Origin of the sequence: Sodalis sp. RH16, assembly GCF_047324245.1 — a bacterium.
Classification (GTDB): domain Bacteria; phylum Pseudomonadota; class Gammaproteobacteria; order Enterobacterales; family Enterobacteriaceae; genus Acerihabitans; species Acerihabitans ligni.
On the sequence record NZ_CP178737.1, the window covers coordinates 3,924,927 to 3,951,256 of the forward strand.

A 26,330-nucleotide genomic window follows, 5' to 3' on the forward strand; every position below is an offset into this window, starting at 1 on the left:
CCCACCCTACAGACAAGTCATTATGAAAAACAATAAAGTGAAATATCCAGGCATTCCCAGTGTGATTCATGGCAATGGCGCTGTTGCCTACATCATGAATCACGTTTGTGGCGGCGTTATCGGTTATCCCATAACCCCGTCGACGGAAATTGCAGAGATTTTCGAAGCCGCCCGCGCTGAGGGCGGCGTCAACGTCTGGGGCAAGCATCCGTTTTTCTTCAGCCCGGAAGGGGAGCATTCGGCCCAGAGCGGTGCGCTCGGGGCGGCATTGACCGGCGGGCAATTCATCTCGAACGCCTCGTCAAGCCAAGGCATTCTTTATGCGATGGAATCCCACTACGTCACAGTGGGCAAGAAGGTGGGGGGTTTTGTACTGCAGGTGGCGGCGCGGGTGGTGTCAAAACATTCGTTAAACGTGATGGCCGGCCATGATGATGTCTACGCGCTGCTCCCGTCCGGATACACTATCCTTTTCGGCGCGAATCCCCAGGAAGCGGCGGATCTGGCGGCCATAGCCTACCGGGTCTCTTCACTGTCCCTCATTCCGGTCGCCAACGCCATGGACGGATTTTCCACCAGCCATATGCTGTGCGAAGCGCTGCTGCCGGAGCCGGCGCTGTTGGCGGAATATCTGGGGGACCCGGCCGGGCGCATCAAGGCGCCGACCGCGGCGCAGGAGATGCTCTATGGCGCCAAAGGCCGCGTATTTCAGCTTAAAGCGTACCTCTCCCGTCACCAGGCGGACATTGCCGCCGATGAGCGGACTATGCTGCAAAGCTACCTGGAGCTTCACGGGGAATCCATCGAACAGGATTTGCAAGGCCTCCTGATGGCGCCGACCCTGGACTGGCTGCCCGCTGAGCTGCATGCTCCCTGGCGGCGGCAGTGGCTGAACGCCTTTGAACGGGGTACCCGGCAGCGAGTGCCGGCGTTAATCGACGTCAATAATCCGGGTCTGACAGGCGGGGTGCAGAACCAGCCGGATTTCCAGGCCGGGTCGGCGGATCACCGCACGCATTTCGCCAGCGACGTGCCGGCGCTGGTGCGTCAGGCGATGGCGGAATACGGCGAGTTGACCGGACGCCGCTACCAGCCGGTGAAGACCTTTATGTGTGAAGACGCCGAGGACGTCATGGTGGCGTTGGGATCCGTTACCGATGACATCGAAGCCGTGGTGGCGTATCTGCGCCGCCAGGGACAAAAAGTGGGGCTGGTGGCCGTTAAGCTGCTGCAGCCATTCCCGGATGCGGAAGTGGTGGCGGCCCTGCGGGGCAAGCGGGCCGTGACGGTGCTGGAACGTTCCGATCAGACGGAACTTACCGTCCGGGTGACCCGTGCCCTGTTCCAGGCACGGGAAAATGCCGATGGGGTGCGCCACGCGGGAATTCCCGCTCTCCAGTCCATGCCGACGCTTACCACCGCCATTTTCGGCCTTGGCGGGCACGATTTGCAGCCGCGGCATTTGATTGCCGCCTTCAAGAATATGTCGGACGGGCAGGGTGCGCCTTTGATCTATCTGGGTTCACAGTTCTTTTCCCCGACGCCGTCCCCCTATTTGGATAAACTCCAGGCGCGCCTGAAAGGGGCATATCCTGAAACCGAACGGATGGCGCTTAATACCGGGCCGAACCCGAATTTGTTGCCGGAAGGCGCTTTCCGTATCCGTTTCCACTCGGTGGGGGGCTATGGCACCATCGCCACCGGTAAACTGTTAACCGACATTCTGGCGGGCGCTTTGGACATGCACTCCAAATCGGCGCCGAAATACGGTTCGGAAAAGAGCGGCGCGCCCACCAATTATTACATCACCCTCAGTCCGGAGCCGGTAAAAATCACCAATGCTGAATTGGAAGATGTGGAAATCGTTATTTCGCCGGACCATAAGGTCTTTAGTCATACCAACCCCCTGCGCGGTCTGACGTCCGGGGGCACGTTTATCATGCAATCCAATCTTGCTGCCGAAGAGGTTTGGCGGGAATTGCCGGCTTCGGCCCGCAAGACCCTGCGGGACAAGGCTATCCGTTTTCTGATAATCGATGCGTTTGCCGTCGCAAAAAAACACGCGCCGACGCCGGAACTGGAAACCCGCATGATGGGCATCGCCTTTATCGGCGCGGTGGTGGGGCATGTGGAGCGGGTCTCGGCGGGATCATCCGCCGACGCCATCCTGGCGAAAATCCGCCAGCAAATCGGCAAGAAGTTCGGCGCCAAGGGCGGCGCGGTGGTTGAAGGCAATATGGCGGTAATCCACGACGGCATTGCAGCCACCCAACGCGTCGATTACGCCTCGGCTGAATTTGCCGACGCCGACGGCCAACGTCTGTCGGCAAATCCGTATGGGCTGTCGTTGTCCGCCGATGGGGAACACTCGGCACAAACATCGGTGCTGAACGGTCTTTTCGACCATGACTATTATGAAGAAACCGTCGCGCGTCCCTTCCGGGAAGGCACCATCGGCGAAGCGCCTGTATTGCCCGGCGCCGGGCTGTTTATGCCCGCCGGCACCGCGAGCGCGAAGGATAAAGGACTGTTCCGCCGTTCCGTGCCCGAGTTTCACGCCGAGGCATGCACCGGCTGTATGGAGTGTGCGCTGGTTTGCCCGGATGCGGCGATTCCGAATTCGGTACATGATATCCATGAACTGCTGCTGGAAGGTATCCGCCGCCTCGGCCTGGCCGAAAGCCGGCGCGAGGCCATGGCGGCACATCTTTATCCGCTGGCGGATGCGGTGCGGGAAACCTATCGTCAAAGCAAAACGCCGCGGCCTTTTCATGAAGTCGTCGCCGATGCGGCGGCGGGTCTGGTCATCGACGCGGCGGCCCTGCGAACCGACTTTGCCAAACTGGCCGACGTACTGGCGGCCTATCCCGTGGCGCGGACCCGTCCGTTCTTTGATGCGGCGGAAAAAAACGGTACCGGCGGCGGCCTGTATGCCGCCGTCATCGATCCGTGGAAATGCACCGGTTGCCTTGAATGCATCAGCGTCTGCGGGCCCGGCGCGCTGAGTGAGCGTTTCCAGGATGCGCCGTTGCAGCAGACTCTGCAGGCCCGCTTTGAATTTATGACCACGCTGCCGAAAACGCCGGCGCGTTTTTATGCCGACGCGCTCAAGCCCGATGGCGACATCAAGCGGCTGCTGCTTGATCCCGGTAATTATTACGCCACCACCGGCGGCCACGGCGGGTGCCGCGGCTGCGGCGAGGTAACGGCCATCCGTTTGGTGGTATCCGCCAACCATGCCGTCACCCATAAGCGTCAGCAGGATCACCGGCGTGAGCTGGAAGACCTTATTTCCCGTCTGAACGAAAAACGGAGCGCGCTGCCCGCTGCCGAAGAAACCCGGCGCGAGCGCCTGGACGGTCTTATCGGCACGCTGGAAAAAAGGCTGTATCTCTACGAAGGCGGCCCCGGCGGCAATGGCCCGGCGGGGGCCGTTATCGCCAATTCCACCGGCTGCAGCAGCGTTTACGCCTCGACCTTCCCGTACAACTGCTATAACGATCCTTGGGTCAACAGCCTGTTCCAGGATGCCCAGCCCCTGGCCAAAGGGATGTTCGAAGGGCTTGCCGCGCAGTCGGTGAACGATATCCGCGCGCTGCGCCTGGCCCGTCTTGAGCTGGCGGATCAATACCTGCCGGAGCAGCACGATGCGGCGCTCCGCTACCTGGACTGGACCGGCTTCACCGCTGACGAACTGGCCCTGCTGCCGACGGTCATGACCATCGGCGGAGACGGCGCCACCTACGATATCGGTTTTGGCGCGCTATCGCGCATTTTAACCAGCGGCACGCCGCTCAAGGTAGTAGTGCTCAATACCGGCGTATATTCCAATACCGGCGGCCAGGCCTCCACGTCCAGCTTTATCGGCCAGGACGCCGACCTGGCCCGTATCGGCAAGGCCCAGGGCGGCAAGCATGAAGCGCGCAAGGAACTGGGATTGATTGCCTCCTTCCATCCGGATGTGTTTGTCTGTTCCAGCACCACCGCGCTGCCGGGGCACTTCCTCAAAAATACGCTGGAGTTCCTCCGCTATAGCGGGGGACCGGCGGTGATGGATATCTATACCCCTTGCCAGAGCGAACACGGCATTACCGACGCCGCCGCCGCCCGGCATGGCCGGCTGGCGGTGGAAAGCCGGATGAACCCGGTGTTTGTGCACGATACGCGCCGCGGCGCTTCACTGCACGAGTGGTTCTCCCTGGAGGGTAATCCCGATACGGACAAGGATTGGGCCGGCACCACCCTGGAATACCTTGATGAAAACGGCGGATTGCAACTGCTCAACATGGCGCTGACGCCGGCGGTCTTCGCCCTGGGGGAAAACCGCTTCAGGAAGCAATTCCATGCTATCGATAATACCGATGGCCGGTCTACGGTGGCGGTGGAGGACTATATCGATCTACCGCCGGATGAACGGGCGCAAAGCATTGCCTTTGTCTATTCCGTTGACGCCAATCGGCATCTGATCAAGCTGGGTGTCTCGCCGTCCCTCATCGAACTGGTGGAGGAGCGGCGTAAGTACTGGCGGATGCTGCAATATCTTGCCGGCCGGCATGCCGGAAAAATGGCGGCTGAACATGATGCCGCCATCAGTGCGCTACAGTCGCAATATGAGGCTTCCCTGCGGCAACGGGACACGGCCATGGACGTCATTGCCCGCGCCATGTCCCGGCTGGCGACGTCCAGCAAGGCGCCGGCGGCGGGCGCCGGTACCATTCCCATCAGTATGGTGGACGATGCTTCATCCCCCGGCGCGTCTCCCGCGGCCGCGGCCGGCGGCGAAGCGCCGGTAACGCTCTCCCCGGAAGATCAGGAGAAATGCACCAATTGCAAAACCTGCTATCAGGATTTGCCCGAGATCTTCGAAAGAACCCTGGTGGCTTTCAACGGTGAAAGCCGGGAAGTCGCCCATATGATCCCCGGCGTGCTGGAACGCATAACCATCACGCCGGAGCTGAAACGCCGTATTGAACGGGTGGCGGCCAACTGCGATGCGGAGATCATACAATGAGCAGCGAAAACACGATTTCATCAACGCAGGAAGGTTCGCCGCAGAGCGTATTGCACCGCTATCTCAAGGCCGGCAGCGCGCTGGAAAATACGCGCGCGCAGCTGGAGGCGCTGGAACAGACGGAGCCGGTGGAGACCTACCACCGGCAAATGGAGCTCCTGGGCCGACGGCTGCAAAACGATCCGCGGGTTTTTCGCGACATGTTCATCGCCGACGGGACCGAGGCGGTGGCCTGGGAGTTCCGGCAGGAGGAACTGGGCGCTGAATTTACCCATGTCTTATGGGAACTGCTGTTGCGGGACGATGACGCCAGCAGGGTGCTGATGCGTTTTATCTGGGATGTTCCCCTGAAGCTCAAACGTAAATTCATTCGCGCCCTTGACCGGCATCTGTCGCAGAGATATCCGGTGTTCCTGGGATTGTCGGAGAACTGGCCGGCGGAAAACGCCATTCCGCCCTATATTCGCGACCCGCAGCTGCGCGCGCGGGATTTTGAACTGGTGAATCAGGGTTACCTCGGGTATATGAATGTGGGCTACAGCGCACGGGAAGTGGAACTGCTGGTCTGGCTCGAAGCGCTGCGCGACAAGCAGTGCGAGGAAAAACCCTGTGAAATCGGTCTCGCGGAGCCCGGCCGGCCGGAGCCCAAAGGCGGATGCCCGGTAAAAATCCATATTCCGCAAATGCTCAGCCTGCTGGGTACCGGCCGCTTTCGCCAGGCCATGGAGTTGATACAAAGCTGCAATCCCCTGCCCAACGTCACGGGACGGGTCTGCCCGCAGGAGTTGCAGTGCCAGGGGGTATGCACCCACCAAAAGCGGCCGATTGAAATCGGCCAGCTTGAATGGTACCTGCCCCAGCGGGATAAGCTGTTCGCCGGCGGCGCCGCCGAGGATTCCCTCCCGCCTTCCGATCCCTGGCTGCAGGCGGTGAAACCCCCTATCGCGGTGGTGGGTTCCGGGCCCGCCGGACTGATAAATGCCTATCTGCTGGCGGCGGAGGGATTTCCGGTGACGGTGTTCGAAGCGTTCCACGCCCTGGGCGGGGTGTTGCGGTATGGCATTCCGGAGTTCCGGCTGCCCAATGAACTGATTAACGATGTGGTGGACAAGATAACGCTGCTGGGGGGCAGATTTGTCACCAATTTTGTGGTGGGTAAAACCGCCACCCTCGAAGATCTGAAGAACGCCGGATTCTGGAAGATTTTCGTCGGCACCGGCGCCGGGCTGCCGCGCTTTATGAACGTGCCCGGCGAGCATCTGCTTAACGTGATGTCGGCCAACGAGTTTCTCACCCGCGTCAACCTGATGCAGGGGGCCCGTGAAGGCTATGAAACGCCGCTACCGGAAATACGCGGCAAGCGGGTGATGGTTATCGGCGGCGGCAATACCGCTATGGATGCGGCCCGTACCGCTCTGCGCCTGGGGGGCGACGTTACCATCGTCTATCGCCGCACCGAGAGTGAAATGCCGGCGCGGGTGGAAGAGCTGCGGCATGCGCAGGAGGAGGGCATTGTGCTTAAGGTCCTGCGCGCTCCCTGCGAGTTTATCGGCGACGATAAGACCCATTTCGTCCGGCAGGCCATGCTCGATGTCATGGCCCTGGGGGATCCGGATGCCTCCGGCCGCCGCAGCCCGGCGGCCACCGGTGAGAAAGAGCCTATGGCGGTGGATCTGGTGATTATGGCCCTGGGCAACTCCCCCAATCCCATTATCAAAGACGCGGAGCCGGATCTGCATACCACCCGCTGGGGCACCGTCGAGCTTGGCCGGGGCTCGCAGCAAACCTCCCTCGACGGCGTATATTCCGGGGGCGATGCGTCGCGGGGAGGTTCCACCGCCATCAATGCCGCCGGCGACGGCCAGGCGGCGGCCCGTGAAATTCTCGGCGACATGAACCTGTCCGCCGGGGATATCCGGTCCAGGGTAAGCCTGGCCGGGAGCTACTCCAAGCTGGGCGCCGCCCCGAAAACCATTCTGGAGAAAATTGAACTGGCGGAGGGTATCGTCGAGTTTATCGTCCATGCGCCGCTTATCGCCCGCGCCGCCCGCGCCGGACAATTTGTCCGCGTACTGCCGTGGGCCAACGGCGAACTGATCCCCCTGACCCTGGCCGACTGGGATGCGGAGAAAGGCACCCTCTGCCTGGTGGTGCAGGGGCTGGGCAGCAGCAGTATGGCGATTAACCGGATGCAGGTAGGGGATGCCTTCGCCGGCATCGCCGGTCCTCTCGGCCGGCCCAGCGTCCTGCACGCCTATGGGACCGGCGAAACGGTGGTGTTCACCGCCGGCGGCGTCGGCCTGCCGCCGGTCTATCCCATTATGCGGGAGCATTTACGCGCCGGTAACCATGTCACGCTTATTGCCGGTTTCCGCAATGATTCCCTGCTGTTCTGGACCCGCGGCGACGAACGCATCGGCAAGCTGCAGCAGCGTTATCCGGGATTGCTGGACGTCATCTATACCAGTAACGACGGCAGTTACGGCGTCAAAGGCTTCGTTACCGGCCCCTTGGAAGAGCTGCTTAAAGCCAATCGGCAAGGGAGCGGCAGGGAGATAGCCGAAGTCGTCACCATCGGCCCGCCGCTGATGATGCGTGCGGTGTGCGACTTGACGCGCACGTACGGCGTCAAGACCGTTGCCAGTCTGAACTCCATCATGGTGGATGCCACCGGCATGTGCGGCGCCTGTATGGTGCCGGTCAACATCGATGGCCGGCTGGTGCGCAAACACGCCTGTATCGATGGTCCGGAAATCGACGGACATCTTATCGACTGGGACAAGTTCCTGCCGCGTTTTAATCAATTCAGCGCGCAGGAGCAGGCCAGCAAACGGCGGCACGGCTTCGCGTAATACCAGGGTCCCCCCGGACGGTGTCAAAGCGATGCACGGGGGGACCACCATCCAAAAGTTTTTTGTGCCAACATCCATCCGATATGCCAGTTGTTTTCAGCATTCCAGCCAAATTAACCGCTATTTTGTGTCGAAATATTAACGTTGCTGTAAAATAAAGTTGCGAGGAGTATTATCAAATGCTTCTGTGATGTAAATAAAATGTGAAGGAATACAGTAATGGCTTATGCAACCAAGAATCCGTTTACCGGCCAGGTAGTGAAAACCTTTCCCGACGCAACCGATGAAGAAGTGTTGACTGCTATAGAGCATGCGCACAAAGCTTTTCTCTCCTGGAAGGACCAGTCTTTCCAGGCGCGTAGTAAAATCATGCAGCGCGCCGCGGATATTCTGCGCGACAACAGCGAGCGTTACGCCAAAATCTTGACCCTGGAAATGGGGAAGATACTGTCCGAGGCGAAAGCCGAAGTGGAACTGTCGGCGCAGATTTTCGAGTTTTACGCCAACAATGCCGAAACCCTGCTGGAACCGGAAAAACTCACCGTAGCGAAACCCGAAGAAGCGGAGTCGGTGGTTTATCATGAGCCGCTGGGCGTGCTGCTGGCCATCGAACCCTGGAATTTCCCCTATTACCAGATAGCCCGTATCATTGCGCCGCAGCTTTCAGCCGGGAATACCCTGCTGCTGAAACACGCCTCCAACGTTCCCCAGGCGGCGGCTATTTTTGAGCAGCTTATGCATGAAGCGGGATTGCCGGACGGCGCGTTTACCAATCTGTATGCCACCCGCTCGCAGATCGAGCTTATCCTTAACCATCCCCATGTCCAGGGCGTGGCGCTGACGGGCTCGGAAGGCGCCGGCGCGCTGGTGGCCCAGCAGGCGGCGAAAGCACTGAAAAAATCCACCCTTGAACTGGGCGGGGCGGATGCCTTTATTGTCCTGGCGGATGCCGACATGGAGCCTACGGTGAAATGGGCGGTCTTCGGACGGCATTGGAACGGCGGCCAGGTGTGTGTTTCATCTAAACGCATGATCGTGGTTGACGACGTCTATGATGATTTCCTGACCCGCTATACCCAAGGCGTGGCGGCGCTGCGCGCCGGCGATCCCCTGCTGGAAAACACCACCCTGGCGCCCTTGTCGTCGCAGGAAGCCGCCGATGAGGTGAAACAAAAAATCCGTCTGGCGGTGGAACATGGCGCTACCGCCACGGAAGTCGGCCCGAAGGTCCCTGCGCAGGGCGCGTTTGTTCAGCCCACCATCCTGACCAACGTGGCGGAGGATAACCCGGCCTATTCCATGGAATATTTCGGCCCGGTCTCCATGATCTTTCGCGCCAAAGACGAGGACGATGCCCTGCGCATCGCCAATGATTCCCCCTTCGGCCTGGGCGGCTCGATATTTACCGCTGATGCCAAGCATGGGGCGGAATTGGCGCGGAAATTCTCCACCGGCATGGTTTATATCAACCATCCCACCCGGGTGAAAGCGGACCTGCCGTTCGGCGGCGTTCGGCGCTCCGGCTATGGACGCGAGCTTATCGGGCTCGGCATCAAGGAGTTCGTTAACCACAAGCTGGTGTCGGTGGTGGATATCAACGCCGAGTTTTAACCCGTCCGTTAACAGTCCCGCCACCTTCACAGCGGAGCCGGCCAATAGCCTCTATTGGCCGGGGTTTGTTGACAAAGTGTCCGGTCGGGGCAGGCTACCAAATCGTAAACACGCCGTGAATCCATCCCTGGAGGCTCGATCCGCGCCATCCCTGGCGCGGACGGTTTACTCTTCTGGCAGCCTGTCCCTCCTTATCAACGCCGAGTACGTTTGTCAGCAGTCTGCGGCCAATAGCCTCTATTGGCCGGCTTTTTAATCTCTCCCCTCACGCGTTAGACACCCACGTTCCTCCGCGGCGGACCCTGTTTCAGATCATCACATCGCCGCCGTTGGGGGAGAGGTTTTGCCCCACATAATAGGAACCGGCTTCGGAAGCCAGCAGCAGGGCGGTGGGCGCGATTTCCCGGGGAAAACCGAAACGGCCGATGGGAAGCTGCGCCTGTTTCATGGCGCGCCATGCGTCGGACAATCCCATCAGCATATCGGTTTCCACCGGCCCGGGCGCGATGGCGTTCACCGTGACGCCATGGGGGGCGCCTTCATAGGATAAGGCCCTGGTGAAACCCACTATCGCGCCCTTGGCCGCGCAATAGTGGGCCTGGCCGGGTGCGCCTTTAAACGCCAGCTGCGAGGAAAAATTAATCACCCGGCCCCAGCGCCGGTCGATCATGCCCTGGAAAAACGTGCGGGTCACCAGGAAGGTCCCGCGCATGTGAACGGCAATCATGCGGTCGAAAGCCGCGACGCTAAGCTCATGGAACAGCAAATCACCGCCGATGCCGGCGCAGTTGACCAGAATATCCACCTCCCCCAGCGTTTCGCCGGCCCAGCGGCCCATGGCCGCGACCTGGTCTTCGTCGGCGACGTCGCAACGGGTGTGGACTACCGGCAGGCCGCGCCGCGCCATATTTTCCGCCAGGGCGAGGGCATTGTCGTCGTCGCCGTACTGGCAATACCCCACGCTGGCGCCCTGTTCGGCGAAAAGCGCGACGATCTCGGCTCCGATGCCGCGGCTGCCGCCGGTCACCAGCGCGCGGCGTCCTTCAAGACTAAAGACATTCATGGGTGTATCTCCTGTGATATCAGCGGTGCCAGCCAGTCGGCATAGGCACGGATGCCCTGTGACAATGAATAATGGGGAACGAATCCCAGCCCGTCGGCGATGGCGGAAATATCAAAACGGTGCTGGACATCATCCAGGGGGTCGGGTCCGTCGGCGAACCGGATCTGCCCCTGTCCCAACACCTGCTGTACGGTTTCCGCCACCTCGGCCAGGGTCAGGTAGCTGCCTCCGGTAGCGGTATAAACGCCGTCGGGACAGCGGGGGGCATCCAGCGCCGCCAGCAGCGCCGAAGCCGCGTCGTCCACATAAATATACTGGCGGTGGAAATCGGCGCCCCACGGCCACTCCACCGCCTGGCGCCGCAGTACGGCGGTAATCAGGGAGCGGATAACGCAATCGGTGGTACGGCCGGGGCCATAGACCCAGGACAGCCGGATGGCGACATTGTCCTGGCCGTGCTGACGGCGGTAGGCGGCCAATAGCTGCTCGCAGGCCACCTTGCTGGCGCCGTAGACGCTGCCGGGGCGCAGCGGCGCCCGTTCGGTGATCCCCGCGCCGGTATCGTCGGTGGGGCCATAGGCGCTGGTGGAGGAACAGAACACCAGGCGGCTCAGGCCCATGACGCGGGCCATTTCCATGATATTGGCGGTGCCGTCGACATTGGCGCGGATAATGCCGTAAGGGTTGTCCAGCATTACCATCGGACCCGAGATGGCGCCGCAATGGATAATATCGGTCAGCGAATATTGCCGGGCCAGGCCGTAAAGGCGATGGATATCGGTAATATCGCAGGCCAACACCCGATCCGGGGCGTCACGGGCGGCCAGATCGATACCGATTGCCCGCCGGCCTTCCCGTACCAGGCGGTTGAGCAGATGCCGGCCAATCAGACCGTTGGCACCGGTGATCAGGATGGATTCGTCAGTCATGATAAAGTCTCGCCGGAAGACGGCAGCGGTACTGCCGCCGGTGGTTTACCCTCGATGGACAGTTCCGCCGACAGCAGCTTGAGGGTATAGGGATCCGCGGGCGCGTTGAAGATGGTGTCCACCGGACCCTGTTCCACGATGCGGCCTTTGTTCATGACCGCCACGTGGTGGGCCAGCGACCGCACCGAATTGAGATCGTGGGTGATAAACAGCGCGGTGAGATGCATCCTGGACTGCAGTTCGCGGATAAGATCTATAATCTGCGCCCGTACCCGGATATCCAGGGCGGTGGTGGGTTCGTCAAAAATCACAAAATCGGGCCGGGAGATGAGGGCGCGGGCGATGCCCACCCGTTTTTGCTCGCCGGCGCTGAGTTCATGGGGATACCATTCGGCGTAATGGGCCGGCAGATTGACCAGGTCCAATCCCTGGGCGACCCGTTCCCGCCGCTGCCGCGCCGACAGGTTTTCCAGCATACGCAGTGGTTCATCCATCAGACGGCGTACCTGCCAACGGGGATTGAGCGCTACGTAGGGTTCCTGGAATACCATTTGGATACGCTTGCGCAGCGGCCGGAACAGCCTGGGCTCCATGGCGCTGATATGCTGGCCGTCAAAGGTCACGATACCGCTTGTCATGGGCAGTAGCTGTATAAGGCATTGTCCGATGGTGGTTTTGCCGGAGCCGCTTTCACCCACCAGCGCCAAGGTCTGGCCGCGCTCTATAACAAACGAGACATTGTCCACCGCGCGTACCGTTTGCCCCGGCCGTTTGCCCGGGAACAGTTTGACCAGCCCGGTGACTTCCAGCAGCGGGCGCCGATCGCCGCTGTCCCGGTGCGTGGCCGGCAACGGGCGGGCCAGGGCGGCGGCCAGCAATGCCTGGCTGTAGGGCAGGGCCGGGCCGGCCAGGAAACGGTTGACGTCGTCGATTTCCACGAAGCGTCCCCGGCGCATAATGGCCACCCGCTGGCAGTAATGGGCGATAATGCCCAGGTCGTGGGTTATCAGCACCACCGACAGGCCGCGGGCCTTGCAGCGCGATACCAGCATATCCAATACCTGGACCGATACCGTGGCATCCAGGCCCAGGGTGGCATCGTCGGCCAGCAAAATGGCCGGCTCGGCCACCAGCGCCATGGCGATAACCACCCGTTGCGCCATCCCGCCCGAGAGCTCATGGGGGTAAGCGTTGGCCCGGTTGGCGGGATCGACAATGCCCACTTCCGTCAGCAGGTTTACCATGGTTTGCCAGGCATCGGCCTTCGGCTGCGGACGATGGCGCTGCAAGACCCGCACGATCTGCCGGCCTACCGTCTGTACCGGATCCAGCAGCGCCTTGGCGTTGGTGCCTATCAGGGCGATGTTGCCGCCGCGCACTTTTTGCCGTTCCCGGGGGCTCATCTCCCCGATGGTTTTGCCGCCAAGGGCGATACGACCGGCGCGCTGTACGGCCCCCTCCGGCAGCAGGTTCATCAGGGCCCGGGCCAGCATCGATTTACCGGCGCCGGTTTCGCCGACGATGCCCAGTATTTCGTTGGGCAGCAATTCAAAGCTGACGCCGTCCAGGACGGTATCGGCGGACGGCGCTGCGCCGATGGTCACGGTCAGGTCTTCAACGGTCATGACCGCCGGGTTATCAGTTTGGCGACGAATCATGGAGGGCCTCCGTCGGGCGGTGCGCTTTTTGCCGGGGCGCGGCCTGCCGGGTCTCTTCCGGCAGAGGAACGGCTTTTGCAATCCCCTTGCCGCCGAGGCTGCCGCTGCGGCGGACTTTATGGGGATCAAGCCAATCGCGGATTGCGTCTCCCAGCAGGGCGAAACTCAGCACCGAAAAGACAATGGCCACGCCTGGAAACAGCGAAACCCACCATACCCCCAGGATCATCTGCTGTGCGCCGCCGGCCACCATCAGCCCCCATTCGGGGGTGGGCATCCGCACCCCCGCGCCGACGAACGACAGTCCGGCGGTCAGCAGGATCGCCATGCCGATGGAAATGGAAACCTGGATCATGGCCGGCAGCATGGCGTTGGGCAGTAAATGGGAAAACATGATATGACGGTCGCCGGCGCCGCTGCAGCGGGCCGCCGCCACAAACGGACGATCGCGCAGCGACAGCACTTCGGCCCGGATCAGCCGGGCGAAGACCGGAATAAACAGTACCGCCAGCACAATGGCCACGTTCCAGATTTCCTGGCCGGTGACCGATACCAGCGCCATGCCCAGCACAAAGATCGGGAAAGACTGGATAAAATCGAAAACCCGCATGGCAAAATGGGAAAAAGGGTTGCGGTAATAACCGATAAGCAGCCCCAGGGGCACGCCGACGACAAAAGCGATAAACACCGAGACAACGCTTATCAGCAGATTAATGCGCGTGGCATAGATAACGCGCGACAGCACGTCCATGCCGTTGATGTCGGTGCCGAACCAGTGCGCGGCCGAGGGCGCCTGCAGGCTGGCCAACGGATCGGCCTGCATGGGGTCGAACGGCATCAGCAGCGGAGCAAACAGGATAAGTACGATTTGCAATACCATCAGCAGCAGGCCAAACAGAGCCGCCGGGCGGTGCAGGATGAAAAGAAGGCGTCTCATGTGCGAATCCTCGGATCGGCCAGTTCATACAGAATATCCACCGCCAGGTAAACCAGCAGTACAAACACCGCGGCCACCAGGATAAATCCCTGCAGGGCCGGGTAGTCGCTGTTGATCACCGCTTGTACCGCATATTGTCCCAGGCCGCCCCAGGAGAAAATGGTCTCCACCAGCACCGCCGAACCGAGCAGGAAGCCGGTGATGAAACCGACAATGGTGATAATGGGCGGCAGGCTGTTGCGCAGCGCCATGCGCACCAGCTGCGCTTCCGACAGGCCGCTGGCGCGGCCGTGCTGTACGAATTCGCTGCGCCATACGCCCGAAAACACGCTGTGGGTCATTTTCATCAGCGCGCCGGCGTTCACCACCGCCACGGTAATAACCGGCAGGATCAGCCGGCCGACGCTGGAACGGAATGTTTCCAGTGAGCCGGCCAGCAGGCTGTCGATGGTATAAAAACCGGTCACGTAGGGCGGCGGCGAAAGGATGGCGTCCAGGCGGCCGAACGGCGGCGCGGCCCAGCCCAGCACGCTGTAGAAAAAGAAGATCAGCAGCAGGCCGATCCAGAAATCCGGTATCGCCCCGGCCGCCAGACCGTATACGCGGGCAAAGAGATCGATAAAGCCGCCGCGCCACACCACGGATGCGATGGCCAGCGCGATGGCCACCACCACCATCAGCACCAGGGCATAACCTATCAGCTCAAGGGTGGCCGGCGCCCGGTCGAGCAAATCGACGGTAACCGGGTTGGAGGTAAAAATAGAGATGCCGAGATCGCCCTGGAAAATATGCCGAACATAGTCGGCGAACTGGACCCATATGCTGTGATTTAATCCCAGCCGGTCGCGCAGCTGCGCCACCGCTTCCGGGGTCGCCATATTGCCCAGCAGCAGCACCGCCGGATCGCCGGGCAACAGCCGGATCAGGAAAAACGTCACCAGCAGCACCCCGAACATCTGCGGCACCACCAGCACCAGTCGCCCCAGGATAATCTGCAGCCAACGCGGGAGGATATCCCACTGTTTCTGAATAGTGGCAAGCATCACCTGCACCTTCTGCAATATAAAAAACATCCCGGCGCGCCAGCGCAGCGCCGGGCCCGCTTAACGCTGGTTAATCCTTGCGAAAGTCGTACCAACTATTGCTGTTGGGGGTATACCAGGAGAAGCCGGTCACTTTTTTGCTCACCGCCAGCTGATAGCCGGGATTGAACAGGAAAACCCAGGGCGCTTCTTCAATCACGGTCCGCTGCACTTTTTTCATATCCGCATCGCGGGCGGCGTTATCGGTGGAGATCAACGCGTTATCGATCATCTGGTCCACCTGCGGGTTTTTGTAGTGCGAGTAGTTGACCATGGATTTACTATTGATAAACAAATTGGCGCCGTAGGCCGCGTCCGGCACGATTGCCATATCGCGGATGAAAAACATCGGCATCTGGCCTTTGGAATAACGTTCCACCAGGCTGGAAGAGGGCAAATTCACCAACTGGGCATCGATATTGGCCTGGGCGAAGGTGGATTTCAGCGCCACCGCCAGTTGTTCTTCGATGGGCTCGCCGGTGCGGTAGCCGATTTGGGTCTTGAAACCGTTGGGATAGCCGGCCTTGGCCAGCAGCGCCTTGGCTTTTTGCACATCGAAGGTGTAGGGGAAATAGTCGCCGGTATAGGCCGGGTAGATCTCCGCCACCGGGCTCTTGGTGGGACGGGCGGTACCCATGTATACGCTTTGTTCCAGCTCGGGCCGCTGTACCAGGTAGTTCATGGCTTGCCGGACTTCCACCTTATCGAACGGCGGCGTATTGTTGTTCATTTCCAGCCGGTGGGTGTAATTGCCGTAAACCTTCCATACTTTTACCGTGGGTATCTTGTCCGCCAGACTTATCTCTCTAGGCGTCAGCCATTCCGCCACGTCGATGGAACCGGCCTGTAGCGCCGCCAGGCGGTTGGACGAGGTGGGCATTTCACGAAATACCACGCGCTTGATGGCGGCGGGACCGCGGAAGTAGTAGGGATTAGCCTCATACACCACTTCCTGGCCCGGCGCGAAGCGGCTGATAAAGTAAGGGGCGAAGGACGCGGAATGGGAGGAGAGGTAGCGGGCGCCCCAGGGATCCTCGGCGGTCAGGTGCTTTTTGATATCCTTGCTGTCGATGATGCCCAAATCGTTATTGACCCACAGGCGATCCAGCAACAGCGACGGATGGGGGATGCTCACCTTGACGGTATAGGCGTCCACTTTCTGGAATGAACTGAAATCGGCCACCTTCAGTATCTGGGTCATATACCAATAGAAGGTGGCTTTCATATTCCAGCCCCGTTCGAAGGTCCACATCACATCGTCGGCGGTCATTTCATTGCCGGCGGCGCTTTTCACCCCTTTACGCAGATGGAAGGTTATGGATTGATGATCCGGCGACAGCGCGTAGCTTTCCGCCAGGTCCCCTTCGATTTTACTGAAATCCTCCACCCGTGCGCCGCTGGCCGGGTCGGTTTTACTGCCGTAGGCCAGCAGACGTTCAAAGATATTGCGGCGTGCTTCGTGTCCGGCCTCGGTGGGCGGGTATTCCTGATCCAGCGATTCCGGCGTGCGCGGCCCGCCCACCAGCAGCGTTTCAGCCGCCGTTTGCGCGTTTGCCGGTCCGGCGCAGGCCAGCCAGAGCAGCGCGGCGGCCGACAGGATGGATGAATGCTTGTTCAAAATGGTCATGTTACTTTCCCTCAGTCGTAAAACGGCTAAACAATGGGTTGAGAGACCGTTGGGCCTTGCCGTGAGCGGTCAGCTCGGTAACGTCACCCGAAAGGGGGGGACAGTGATAACGGTGCAATCATCCTCGCCGTGGTTTTTCTGCACCAGATTGGCAAACAGCCCCGGCCGGTCCAGGGCCGCCATATTGCAGTGCCAGGTTCCCCGGTGGTATTGGAGAGCCATGCGCCCGTCCACGACGAACGCCAGGGCGCGGGCGGTATCCGGCCGATCCCCGTCGCCGCCGGGACACACCACCACCAGGTACCGGCTCACATCCAGCGGAAAGAAGGTCTGGGTGGAAAACCCGTGCCTTTCCATCCGTTGAATGTCGCAATGACCCGATTGCGCCGGCGCCCACAGGGTTTCGATGTAGGTCTGGCTTTGCGGTGCGTTGTGCCGGTGCTCCGCCCGCAGCCCGTCCGTCGACAGCAGGATGCCGAACGGGGCGAAGAGGGCCGGGGTTATGGGCAGCGCAATGATGTTACGCATCCGCGGAGCCTTGACGGGCCAGCCAGTCCAGGGCAATGGCCTCACGGGTGGTAAACCAGACATCGCTATACTGGCCGGCATAATCGAAAAACCGCTTCAGGGCGCGGATCCGCCCGGGACGGCCCACCATCCGGGGATGCAGGCCGATTGACATCATGCGCGGGCCCTGTGCCGCCTCGGCGTACAGCACCTCGAAGCTCTCTTTCATGTACTGGAAAAAATCTTCCGCCTGGATCAATCCGGGGGAATTCCAGAAGCGGATATCATTGACATCGCAGGTATAGGGCAGTACCAGCCGCGACTGGCCTTTGACATCGACAAAAAAAGGGATGTCGTCGTTATAGGCGTCGGAGTCATACAGGAAACCCCCTTCCTCGCTAATCAATTCGCGGGTATGGATACTGGCGCCATAACGGCAGTACCAGCCTACCGGGCGTTTACCACAGGTTTTTTCGAACGAGGCGACGGCAAGGTCGATATGGTGTTTTTCCTGTTCGCGGGTCAGCCGGAACACCTCTTCCCAGCGGTAGCCATGGCTGCAAACCTCGTGGCCGTTGTTTACCACCGCGCGGGCCACGTCGGGATTCTGTTCAAAGGCCAGGGCGCAGGCGAAAAAAGTGCTGGGCACGGCCGCGGCATCCAGCGCTTCCAGAATGCGCCATACCCCGACCCGGGAACCGTATTCATACATGGATTCCATGGCCATATTGCGGATATCGGCGGGAAAGGCGTAGCTGCCCCATTCGGTCATCGGTTCCTGATCGCCATCGCCCATGGCGAATGAGCGTTCGGAACCCTCTTCATAATTCACCACGACATTGATGGCGAGACGGGCGCCATTTTGCCAGCGTCCCGAAGGCCGGCGATTGCCATAGCCGATTAAATCACGCGGCGGATAGGGTTTTGCGTCAGCGGACATGATAACCTCATTTTTTTGTCTGCAATATTGCATGCAATTATTGATACAATAATAAAGCAATTGCCGGGCCAAGAGTGCCGGCTTCCCGCAACGGTTTAAAATCAGCGGGTTACCGATTGAAATCAGGGGGGCATACCGGTCCGGGCCGCGCGATTTCGGTGCGCGTTGCCCCATTTTGGGTATGCGCAGCGCCGGCAACCCTTTTGCCGCAACCGGCGATCCGGCCCTATCTGTCGAACAGCGGGGCATAATCGGTATATCCGCGATCGCTGTCATCGGCTCCGGGCAGCAGCGGACGATCGCAGCGCAAAAATTGGCCGCGTCCCGGCGTTCCCCGTGGGGAGCCGTCCCATACCACCTCGCCCCGGGATAGCGTCATGGCCGGCCATGCCGACAATTCCATGCCTTCGTACGGGGTATAATCCACGTTGTGGTGCAGCATCTCGTTGGTGACCGTGACCTTTTTGTCCTGATCCCAAATAACCAGATCCGCATCGGCGCCCACGGCGATACTGCCTTTCCGGGGATAAAGGCCATACAGCTTGGCGGCATTGGTGGCGGTCAGCTCCACAAAACGCTGCGGCGTAATGCGCCGGCGGCAGACTCCTTCGGACCATAGCAGCGCCATGCGCGTTTCCACGCCGGGTATGCCGTTCGCCACCTGATGGAAACCGGGGTTATCCCCATGGGCCCGCTTACCGTCGGTGCCCGCGAAGCGAAAGGGCGCATGATCCGAAGAAAATACCGAAAAGGTGCCGTTGGCCAGGCCGCGCCACACCGCTTCCTGGCTGCCCTTATCCCGGGGCGGGGGGCTGCAGATGCATTTGGCCCCCTCGAAATCGTCGCTCAGCCCGAGGGATTCACGGGTCAGGAACAGGTACTGCGGGCAGGTTTCGCCATATACGTTCAGGCCCTTGCCCTGGGCCCAGCGGATTTGCTCGATGGTTTCCCCGGCCGAGACATGCACCAGCAGAATGGGCACGTCTACCAGCTCCGCCAGAGAGATGGCGCGGTGCGCCGCTTCACGTTCAATCAGCCGGGGACGGGATGCGGCGTGAAAGCGCGGGGCGGTAAGACCGGCCGCCAGCAGTTGTTCGGTGAGCCAGCCTATGCAGTCATGATTTTCCGCATGCAGCATGACCATGGCGTGCTCCCGGCGGGCCAGCGCCAGCACCTCCAGGATTTGCCGATCGTTGAGCATCAGGGCGGCGTAGCTCATATAGAGTTTGAATGAGGAGTAACCCTCCTGGATAAGCCGGGGTAGCTCCTCGTTGAGCACGGCGGGCGTCGGATCGGTGATAATCATATGGAAGGCATAATCGACAAGCGCCTTATCGGTACCGGCGCGCCGATGGTAGTCTTCCACCGCGTCCCGCAAGCTGCCGCCTTTTTGCTGGCAGGCGAACGGAATAAGGGTCGTGGTGCCGCCACAGGCGGCCGAGCGCGAACCGCTGGCAAAGTCGTCCGCCATAACCGAACCGTCGCCGGTAGGCTGATCCAGATGCACATGGCTGTCGATGCCGCCGGGCGTGACGAAACGTCCGGCGGCGTCGATTTCTTGCGTGCCAGCCGGCAGGTGTTGCCCCAGAGTGGTAATGCGGCCGTCGCTGATGCCGATGTCGCAGTGGAAGATATCGCTGGCCGTGACGGCCCGGGCATGACGGATCACCAGATCATGGGTTTGCATGGATGGGGCTCCTGTGATGGGTAACGAATAAATGCAGACATTAATGTGTGCAATTTTTCCGCCACTTTTTAAATGCCGACCGATTTTTAGATAAAAACAAATAAAAACAATTAATTAAATAAAAAATAGCCAGGAATGGGGGACGGCGAAGCCGAACGCGATGCACTATAAAAGCGCCCGCGTTGCGCCTGAATGGCTAAAAAAGCGGCAAAGAGTAAGATGCGGATATGGCGTGGCAGGACGATGCATCAAGGCCGTGGAACGGGGATGAAACAGCCGGCGGGGAAGAGGCAAGCCAGGGAGCGAGCAAAAGGCGCACCCGGCGGCGGACGGCCCGCCGGTCGTTGCCCAGCCAGGGCCACCGTCCCGATTGCCCGGTTATACCCGGTCAGATAAAGTCGTAGATATCGATGTCGCTGCGGCGGGCTTCGCTCAGATCGAGACTGGAAATAATATGATCGAAATGATGGTGCATTTTTTCCTGGGCGCCGCCGATATCGCCCACGGCCAGGCTATCCACCAGATCCGCATGTTCATTGGTCAGGCAGAGCACCCCCTCCTTGGTTTCATAAACCGATTGCACCAGAATGCACCGCTGGATGAGCAGCCCGACCATGCGTTCGATCACCGGATTGCGCGCAATGTGCGCCAGCAGGATATGGAACTCGGCCGCCATGCGGTTAACGTCGTTGCGATGGGCTTCAAAGGCGGACCGTTCCTGCACCAGCAGCGCCCGCAGCGATTCTATATCCTCGGCGGTGGCCCGTTCGCACACCAGGCTGATGACCACATCCTCCAGGTGGCGACGCGCTTCGAAGACATATTTGGCGTCTTCCACCGTCGGGCGGCAAACAAAAGCGCCATGATGCAGGCGGATTTCCACCACGTCCTCGTCTCGCAGCCGTTCCAGCACCCGCCGTACCCGTGAACGGGGAATATTGTAGCTTTCCGCCAGCTTCACCTCGTTAAGATGCTGGCCGGGGCGAAGCCGTTTATCGATAATGGCATTAACCAGGCGCTGGTAAATAATTTCTTCCGTAGGGTGTTTGCCCCTAAGCTTCTCGTTACTGCTGTTGTCACCCATTTATACCTTCAGTCGCGCTTGTGAGAACGGTAAACCGAAAAACGCATCCATGATTTCTTCGATGAAACGGTCCGGATGGCCATTCCCTGTATTCGAGCCTAAAAGAATCCGCGCCGCAAGTTTTTCAACGTGGCGGCCACCAGTTTAACCATGGCCGTGATGACAAGGGAAGTTCCGGGGTGGGGAATTGTCTTCAGGATAACCATCGGATGTAAATCGCTTTTGTTAAAATAATGAACAAACAGCAGGCATCCATACCTTTATCCTATATTCTTGTCCGGTAACCCTTGGGTCTTAACATACGATCAGGAGCCTATCGCAATGCCCTTTTTTATCGTGACCATGACGCACCCCGACGGCGATGGTTGGAAAAAACGTCTTCCCGCCCATATAGCCTATCTGCAAACGCTGGTTCAAACGGGCGTTCTCCGTGCCTCCGGTCCGGTGAAAAATTCACCGCTGCGCACCGGGTTTCTCATATTCAAAGCTGATTCCCGTAAGGAAGTGGAGGCCCTTATTGAAAAAGATCCTTTTTCGATCCAACGGCTCATCGTCAGTTTGACCATCTCCGAGTGGGATCCCCTATTCGGCGAGTTTGCGTCCGAATCCAGCGGCGTGATACCCGGATAAACATGCCGCCAACCGGCGATGACGGCCACTCCATCCCCCGTCCCGGTTATGGCGATTATTCGCCGGCAAACGCCCGTTGGCGATGGATCATCGTCATGGGGATCATCACTTTACCCGACGGCGGCGCTTCACCGCTCAGCGCGGTTTGCATCGCGGTAAACGCGTGTTCGGCCCAGGCATCCTCATTTTGCCGCATCGACCAGACATTGTTGGATAAAAACCCCAGCATGGCATGTTCGTCAAAGGTGCCGATATTGATTTCCGCCGGTATATAGCCGTATTGTTCACGCAAAACGCTGAGCGCGCCTTCCAGTATCGGCAGCGAGGAGGCGATAAAACCCTGGGGCGCCCGATGGTGCCGCTGGAAAAACTGTCGCATCATCAAGCTCCCGTCTTCCTGGCGGTTATGGCCGGCCTCCAGTATCCATTGGCCGGGGTTTTCGCCCATGACCCGCCGGTAACCCTGCAAACGCATTTTAATCGCCGGCTGTTCCGTATCTCCCGCCAGAAAATAGAGCGGCGCCGACCCGTTGGCGGCCATCATGACGCGGGTGAGCTGCTCGGCGCCCTGGCAATTGTCACTCACCACCAATGCGACCCCCGTCTCGCCAAAGTCGCGGTCCAGCAGCACCAACGGCCGTCTTTCCACCAGTTTGGCATGGTGATTCTGCGACTGGAGGGATGAAGGCACGACAAACAGACCGTCCACATTGCGCTGCAGCAGCGCCTCCACCAGTTTATTTTCATGGCGGGCGTCGCTGTATGTGCAGCCGATCATCAACTGGTACCCGGCGTCACGGCAGCGTATTTCCAGCTTCTCCGCCAGGGTGGAAAAAAACAGATTGGACAGGCGCGGCACAATCAGTCCCAGCGTATCGGTTTTATTCAGTTTCAGGCTGCGGGCCGTGTGGTTGACCTTGTAGCCGAACTCGGCCACATAGTTATGGATACGTTCCTGGGTTTTGGCGCTGATACGATACTGCTCAGCCTTACCGTTCAGCACCAGGCGAATGGTGGTAATGGAGAGATGTAACGCCGTGGCAATCTGCTCGACCGTTTTTACCATGAATAATGCGATCCTGAAATGTCATCGTAGAAAAAGTGTAACGTATTCGCTAACTCGAGTCAGCTATTTCATGCCTGCCCATGTCCATGGGCCGTCTGCCGGCCCGCGCCGGCTTATCGCTGCAACGTGTCAATGCCGGCACGGAGACTGAGAACCGCCGGGTGTTAGTAGCTGCCTTTATCCGTTGGTCCCGCCGTTGATTCCGACCGGAACTGCGCCAGGCGCCGGTCCAGGGCCTCGGTATACAGCATGGTATCCACCCCGACCGCCACGAAATTGGCGCCCCATTCGATGCTTTTGCGCGCCATGTCCACATCCACCGCCAGGAAACCGGCGGCTTTGCCGGCCTGGCGGATGCGCCGGATGCTGTCTTCGATAATGCGCTGCACGGCGGGATGCCCGGCATTGTCCGGGTAGCCCAGGGAGGCGGACAGATCCGCCGGTCCGATGAACACGCCGTCGATACCTTCCACCGCCAGAATCTCATCCAGATTATCCAGCGCAGCCTTGCTTTCCACCTGAATCAGCAGGCAGAGCTCATCATTCGCTCTTTTCATATAGGCATCCACCCGTCCCCAGCGGGCGGCGCGGGCCACCCCCGCCCCCACGCCGCGCGTCCCGTCCGGCGGATAGCGGGTGGCCGCCACCACATCCCGCGCCTGTTGCGCCGTATCCACCATGGGGATAAGCAAGGTTCTGGCGCCGATATCCAGCACCTGCTTTATCAGCGCCCGCTGGCCTTCCACCGGGCGTATAACCGGCTGGCTGTCATAGGCGGCGATGGCCTGCAGCTGATGATATAAATCCTGCACGGTGTTCGGCGCGTGCTCGCCGTCAATCAACAGCCAGTCGTAAGAGGACGTGGCGGCGATTTCCGCCATATAGGCGCTGGTGCTGCTTAACCAGAGTCCTATCTGGACTTCCCCGCGCCGTAATCCGGCTTTAAAGGCGTTGGCTAAAATATCTTTCATGTAAAATCCTTACTAGCGGTTATTTACTGGAGAGATTATTGGCGGTATTGATGCCCGGTTTGGTCGTGGCCACTTTCAGCGTCAGGATGCCCAGCGCGCCCACAATGGCAATGGCCGCCAGCGTCAACAGGCCCGCCGCGCCGTTGCCGAAACCGGATTCCGCCTTCACTCGGATAAGCGGGGCCAGAAAGCCTCCCACGGCGCCGAACAGATTGACAAAACCGATGCCCGCCGCCAGCGCGGTGCCGGACAGAAGCTGGGTCGGCATGGTCCAGAACACCGGTTGTACGGCAATGCAGCCGATGGCGGCCACGCAGAGCGCAATAATGGCCGCCAGCGGGCTGACCAGCCCGGAGATGCCGATGCCCAGCCCGGCGCAGAGCAGGGTCGCTGCCGCAATCAGGCGGCGTTCGCCGGTTTTATCGGAATAACGCGGGATGTACCAGGTGCCGAACAGGGCGGCTATCCAGGGGATGGCGGTGACCAGGGATGCGACAAAACCCACTTTGGTGCCCATCAGTTGCGCCACCTGGCTGGGAAGGAAGAAAATCAGGCCGTAAACCGCAATCTGGATGGTCATATAGATCAGGGCCAGTTGCCAAACCCGGCCGTGGATGACGGCATCGCGCAAATGGGTGGCGGTTTTGTTTTTCTCCTCGCTTTCCAATTGGGTTTGCAGCGTCTGTTTTTCCTGCGGCGTTAAAAAGCGCGCGGCGGCGGGGGTGTCGTCCAGGTAGAAGAAGGTGAATATGCCGGCGATCACCGCCAATATTCCTTCAATCATAAACATCCAGAACCAGCCTGGCCGGCCCATGAAACCGTGCATTTCCAGCAGCGCCCCCGATAAAGGGGAGCCGAGGGTCAACGCCAAAGGCGCACCCATATAAAACAGTCCCATAATGCCCGCGCGGTTACTTTGCGGAAACCACTGGGACGTCAGATAAATCATACCGGGGAAAAAACCGGCTTCGGCCGCCCCCAAGAGCGTGCGCACCACCAGGAACTTGGTTTCGCTATCGGCAAACCCCATGGCGGCGGATAACAATCCCCAAATAAGCGTCGTGCCGCCAATCCAGCTGCGGGCGCCGAATTTACGCATCAATAAATTGGCGGGCACGCCCAGAATTGCATAGACCACGAAGAATATGCCGGCTCCCAGCGCATAGGCCTCATTACTGAGCCCCGTGTCGAGCTGATAGGTTTCTTTGGCGAAGCCGATATTCGATCTATCCAGAAAAGCCAATATATACAGCGCCAGCATAAAAGGAATTAATCTGGCGCGGTTCTTTTTTATCGCGCTTTCAAGGAGCGTATTCATGGCCGTGTCTTCCTGTGCGGAGGGTTTTCGTTATTATCTTGGCCGGCAAATAAACATTACCGGCCAAGGTCTTATACCCTCAATAATTCGAGTTGCGGGAAAGCCTACGCACCTTCAACTTGAAGTATGTCGGGTATATATCGCCATTAATGGGTATAAGGCCGCTGCAAATTACATTCGCGGTTAAGCTCAACGCCAAAACCGGGTTTATCCAGCACTGATTTATGCATACGGCCGTTTTCAGGCACCGGTTCATTAAGCAGAATCGGATCAAATTGCGGACGCAGCGTGGCGCAGTCCGGGCTGGTCATCAGAAATTCGCTGAAGGGCGTATTGGTAAAGGTGATAACCGCATGGTGGGAGTAGACCGATGAGCCATGGGGCACCACCAGCTGGCCGCGGGATTTGGCGATGGCGGCGATTTCAATCAGCGTCGTCAGGCCGCCGCACCAGCCCACATCGGGCTGCATGATATCGATGCCGGTTTCCGCCAGGGTCCGGAATGATTGCAACGTACCGTGGTGTTCGCCGCTGCTGACCATCATTCCCGGCGGCGCGTTGCGCTTTAACTCCCGGTAGCCTTCAAACTGCAGCGGCGGCAGGCACTCCTCGATCCATTTCAGGTTGTAAGGGGCGCAGGCGTAGGCCAGTTTGGTGGCGTAATTGACGTCCTGGCTCATCCAGCAATCCAGCATCAGCCAGAAGTCCGGACCGCATTTCTCGCGGTATTCCGCCACCATGGCCGCATCCTGGCGTATCCCGGCATCGCCGTCATGGGGCCCGCGATGGGTCGGCATCTTACCGCCGATAAAGCCCATCTGCTGCGCCAGATCGGGCCTGGCGCCGGTGGCGTAGAACCGTATTTCATCGCGGACCGCGCCGCCCAGCAGCTTATATACCGGCAGATCGGCCACTTTGCCGAAAAGATCCCACAGCGCCAGATCGACGCAGGAAATGGTATTCATGACCAGGCCGCCGGAACCGGCATAATAGAGGGTGGCATTGAGCATCTGGTCGTGGATAAGCCTAATGTCGCTGACGCATTTCCCCTCGATAAAACGGTTCAGATGCTTTTCCACGATAAAACAGCCCATTTCGCCGGCGGTGGAAACCGCAAAGCCGGTCTGGCCGTTATCCGCTTCCACCTCCACCACCAGCGTGCCCAGCACGTTGATGCCGAACGACTGCCTGGATTGTTCATACTCCTTATATTTGCTCATCGGCGTGGCGATATGGTCGTCAATCCAGTGCTGACCGACCTGGTCGTGGTAATCGCCGCCGCCGGCGCCTTTGGCCGCGGTTGCGCCGCCGGTAAACCAGGCGCGGACATGTTTGATTTTCGGTAGGATCATGAGAA

General features: G+C 59.8%; 18 protein-coding genes. 4 read left to right on the top strand and 14 right to left on the bottom strand.

The features are described from left to right. The first annotated feature begins 22 nt into the window (after window positions 1–22). The 3 genes from ACL2XJ_RS18080 to ACL2XJ_RS18090 all read left to right on the top strand — a co-directional run bounded on the left by ACL2XJ_RS18080 (window position 23) and on the right by ACL2XJ_RS18090 (window position 9,474). Window positions 23–5,011 (top strand): 2-oxoacid:acceptor oxidoreductase family protein, encoded by a 4,989-nt coding sequence (locus ACL2XJ_RS18080; protein ID WP_413724010.1) that lies wholly within the window; start codon window positions 23–25, stop codon window positions 5,009–5,011. Beyond that, a complete protein-coding gene (locus tag ACL2XJ_RS18085) occupies window positions 5,008–7,863 on the top strand; it encodes a sulfide/dihydroorotate dehydrogenase-like FAD/NAD-binding protein (RefSeq protein ID WP_413724011.1) in 2,856 nt (951 codons plus the stop codon). Before ACL2XJ_RS18080 ends, ACL2XJ_RS18085 begins: the two co-directional genes overlap by 4 nt. Window positions 7,864–8,082: 219 nt before the next feature. Beyond that, on the top strand, window positions 8,083–9,474 hold the full coding sequence (locus tag ACL2XJ_RS18090) for an NAD-dependent succinate-semialdehyde dehydrogenase (RefSeq protein ID WP_413724012.1): 1,392 nt from the start codon (window positions 8,083–8,085) through the stop codon (window positions 9,472–9,474). Between the two features lie 307 nt (window positions 9,475–9,781). Here the strand turns inward: ACL2XJ_RS18090 and ACL2XJ_RS18095 are convergent, their stop codons facing one another. The 10 genes from ACL2XJ_RS18095 to ACL2XJ_RS18140 form a co-directional block, all read right to left on the bottom strand. Next, window positions 9,782–10,537 (bottom strand): 3-oxoacyl-ACP reductase family protein, encoded by a 756-nt coding sequence (locus tag ACL2XJ_RS18095; RefSeq protein ID WP_132922254.1) that lies wholly within the window; start codon window positions 10,535–10,537, stop codon window positions 9,782–9,784. Continuing rightward, on the bottom strand, window positions 10,534–11,466 hold the full coding sequence (locus ACL2XJ_RS18100) for an NAD-dependent epimerase/dehydratase family protein (protein ID WP_413724013.1): 933 nt from the start codon (window positions 11,464–11,466) through the stop codon (window positions 10,534–10,536). The genes ACL2XJ_RS18095 and ACL2XJ_RS18100 overlap by 4 nt, the downstream gene beginning before the upstream one ends. Next, entirely contained in the window at window positions 11,463–13,124 is a 1,662-nt protein-coding gene (locus tag ACL2XJ_RS18105; RefSeq protein WP_413724014.1) for an ATP-binding cassette domain-containing protein, read from the bottom strand. The genes ACL2XJ_RS18100 and ACL2XJ_RS18105 overlap by 4 nt, the downstream gene beginning before the upstream one ends. Further along, the gene (locus ACL2XJ_RS18110) at window positions 13,105–14,061 is read right to left on the bottom strand and encodes an ABC transporter permease (protein WP_413724015.1); all 957 of its coding nucleotides are present in this window, start codon (window positions 14,059–14,061) and stop codon (window positions 13,105–13,107) included. Before ACL2XJ_RS18110 ends, ACL2XJ_RS18105 begins: the two co-directional genes overlap by 20 nt. Then, window positions 14,058–15,104: an ABC transporter permease gene (locus ACL2XJ_RS18115; RefSeq protein WP_203521949.1), complete on the bottom strand. Its 1,047-nt coding sequence runs from the start codon at window positions 15,102–15,104 to the stop codon at window positions 14,058–14,060. The genes ACL2XJ_RS18110 and ACL2XJ_RS18115 overlap by 4 nt, the downstream gene beginning before the upstream one ends. 70 nt (window positions 15,105–15,174) lie before the next feature. Further along, a complete protein-coding gene (locus tag ACL2XJ_RS18120) occupies window positions 15,175–16,770 on the bottom strand; it encodes an ABC transporter substrate-binding protein (protein WP_132922251.1) in 1,596 nt (531 codons plus the stop codon). A gap of 69 nt (window positions 16,771–16,839) precedes the next feature. Next, the gene (locus ACL2XJ_RS18125; protein ID WP_413724016.1) at window positions 16,840–17,298 is read right to left on the bottom strand and encodes an ureidoglycolate lyase; all 459 of its coding nucleotides are present in this window, start codon (window positions 17,296–17,298) and stop codon (window positions 16,840–16,842) included. Next, window positions 17,291–18,217 carry an allantoinase PuuE gene (locus ACL2XJ_RS18130; protein WP_203521947.1) on the bottom strand — a complete coding sequence of 309 codons (927 nt, stop codon included), beginning with the start codon at window positions 18,215–18,217 and terminating at the stop codon, window positions 17,291–17,293. Before ACL2XJ_RS18130 ends, ACL2XJ_RS18125 begins: the two co-directional genes overlap by 8 nt. Window positions 18,218–18,443: 226 nt before the next feature. Further along, window positions 18,444–19,904 (bottom strand): dihydropyrimidinase, encoded by a 1,461-nt coding sequence (gene hydA / locus ACL2XJ_RS18135; RefSeq protein WP_413724017.1) that lies wholly within the window; start codon window positions 19,902–19,904, stop codon window positions 18,444–18,446. 388 nt (window positions 19,905–20,292) lie between these two features. Next, window positions 20,293–20,988, bottom strand: coding sequence for a GntR family transcriptional regulator (locus tag ACL2XJ_RS18140; RefSeq protein WP_132922248.1), 696 nt, complete (start codon window positions 20,986–20,988; stop codon window positions 20,293–20,295). 321 nt (window positions 20,989–21,309) lie between these two features. Here ACL2XJ_RS18140 and ACL2XJ_RS18145 point away from each other — a divergent pair, with 321 nt between their 5' ends. Next, entirely contained in the window at window positions 21,310–21,618 is a 309-nt protein-coding gene (locus tag ACL2XJ_RS18145) for a YciI family protein (protein WP_132922247.1), read from the top strand. Between the two features lie 55 nt (window positions 21,619–21,673). Here the strand turns inward: ACL2XJ_RS18145 and ACL2XJ_RS18150 are convergent, their stop codons facing one another. From ACL2XJ_RS18150 to rhmD, 4 genes are all read right to left on the bottom strand, one after another. Continuing rightward, complete coding sequence (locus ACL2XJ_RS18150; RefSeq protein ID WP_132922246.1) at window positions 21,674–22,684, bottom strand: LacI family DNA-binding transcriptional regulator; 1,011 nt, start codon at window positions 22,682–22,684, stop codon at window positions 21,674–21,676. Between the two features lie 164 nt (window positions 22,685–22,848). Next, entirely contained in the window at window positions 22,849–23,655 is an 807-nt protein-coding gene (gene yfaU / locus ACL2XJ_RS18155; RefSeq protein ID WP_413724018.1) for a 2-keto-3-deoxy-L-rhamnonate aldolase, read from the bottom strand. Between the two features lie 19 nt (window positions 23,656–23,674). Further along, window positions 23,675–24,973: an MFS transporter gene (locus ACL2XJ_RS18160; protein ID WP_203521937.1), complete on the bottom strand. Its 1,299-nt coding sequence runs from the start codon at window positions 24,971–24,973 to the stop codon at window positions 23,675–23,677. A gap of 146 nt (window positions 24,974–25,119) precedes the next feature. After that, the gene (gene rhmD, locus ACL2XJ_RS18165; protein ID WP_413724019.1) at window positions 25,120–26,325 is read right to left on the bottom strand and encodes an L-rhamnonate dehydratase; all 1,206 of its coding nucleotides are present in this window, start codon (window positions 26,323–26,325) and stop codon (window positions 25,120–25,122) included. Window positions 26,326–26,330 lie beyond the last annotated feature (5 nt).

Excerpts from the sequence above, each read along its gene's own strand:
- hydA (WP_413724017.1), bottom strand. The coding sequence starts at position 19,904 with ATGCAAACCCATGATCTGGTGATCCGTCATGCCCGGGCCGTCACGGCC.
- rhmD (WP_413724019.1), bottom strand. The coding sequence starts at position 26,325 with ATGATCCTACCGAAAATCAAACATGTCCGCGCCTGGTTTACCGGCGGC.
- ACL2XJ_RS18085 (WP_413724011.1), top strand. The coding sequence starts at position 5,008 with ATGAGCAGCGAAAACACGATTTCATCAACGCAGGAAGGTTCGCCGCAG.
- ACL2XJ_RS18140 (WP_132922248.1), bottom strand. The coding sequence starts at position 20,988 with ATGGGTGACAACAGCAGTAACGAGAAGCTTAGGGGCAAACACCCTACG.
- ACL2XJ_RS18115 (WP_203521949.1), bottom strand. The coding sequence starts at position 15,104 with ATGCTTGCCACTATTCAGAAACAGTGGGATATCCTCCCGCGTTGGCTG.
- ACL2XJ_RS18125 (WP_413724016.1), bottom strand. The coding sequence starts at position 17,298 with ATGCGTAACATCATTGCGCTGCCCATAACCCCGGCCCTCTTCGCCCCG.
- ACL2XJ_RS18130 (WP_203521947.1), bottom strand. The coding sequence starts at position 18,217 with ATGTCCGCTGACGCAAAACCCTATCCGCCGCGTGATTTAATCGGCTAT.
- yfaU (WP_413724018.1), bottom strand. The coding sequence starts at position 23,655 with ATGAAAGATATTTTAGCCAACGCCTTTAAAGCCGGATTACGGCGCGGG.
- ACL2XJ_RS18100 (WP_413724013.1), bottom strand. The coding sequence starts at position 11,466 with ATGACTGACGAATCCATCCTGATCACCGGTGCCAACGGTCTGATTGGC.
- ACL2XJ_RS18090 (WP_413724012.1), top strand. The coding sequence starts at position 8,083 with ATGGCTTATGCAACCAAGAATCCGTTTACCGGCCAGGTAGTGAAAACC.
- ACL2XJ_RS18110 (WP_413724015.1), bottom strand. The coding sequence starts at position 14,061 with ATGAGACGCCTTCTTTTCATCCTGCACCGCCCGGCGGCTCTGTTTGGC.
- ACL2XJ_RS18150 (WP_132922246.1), bottom strand. The coding sequence starts at position 22,684 with ATGGTAAAAACGGTCGAGCAGATTGCCACGGCGTTACATCTCTCCATT.
- ACL2XJ_RS18080 (WP_413724010.1), top strand. The coding sequence starts at position 23 with ATGAAAAACAATAAAGTGAAATATCCAGGCATTCCCAGTGTGATTCAT.
- ACL2XJ_RS18120 (WP_132922251.1), bottom strand. The coding sequence starts at position 16,770 with ATGACCATTTTGAACAAGCATTCATCCATCCTGTCGGCCGCCGCGCTG.
- ACL2XJ_RS18105 (WP_413724014.1), bottom strand. The coding sequence starts at position 13,124 with ATGATTCGTCGCCAAACTGATAACCCGGCGGTCATGACCGTTGAAGAC.
- ACL2XJ_RS18145 (WP_132922247.1), top strand. The coding sequence starts at position 21,310 with ATGCCCTTTTTTATCGTGACCATGACGCACCCCGACGGCGATGGTTGG.
- ACL2XJ_RS18095 (WP_132922254.1), bottom strand. The coding sequence starts at position 10,537 with ATGAATGTCTTTAGTCTTGAAGGACGCCGCGCGCTGGTGACCGGCGGC.
- ACL2XJ_RS18160 (WP_203521937.1), bottom strand. The coding sequence starts at position 24,973 with ATGAATACGCTCCTTGAAAGCGCGATAAAAAAGAACCGCGCCAGATTA.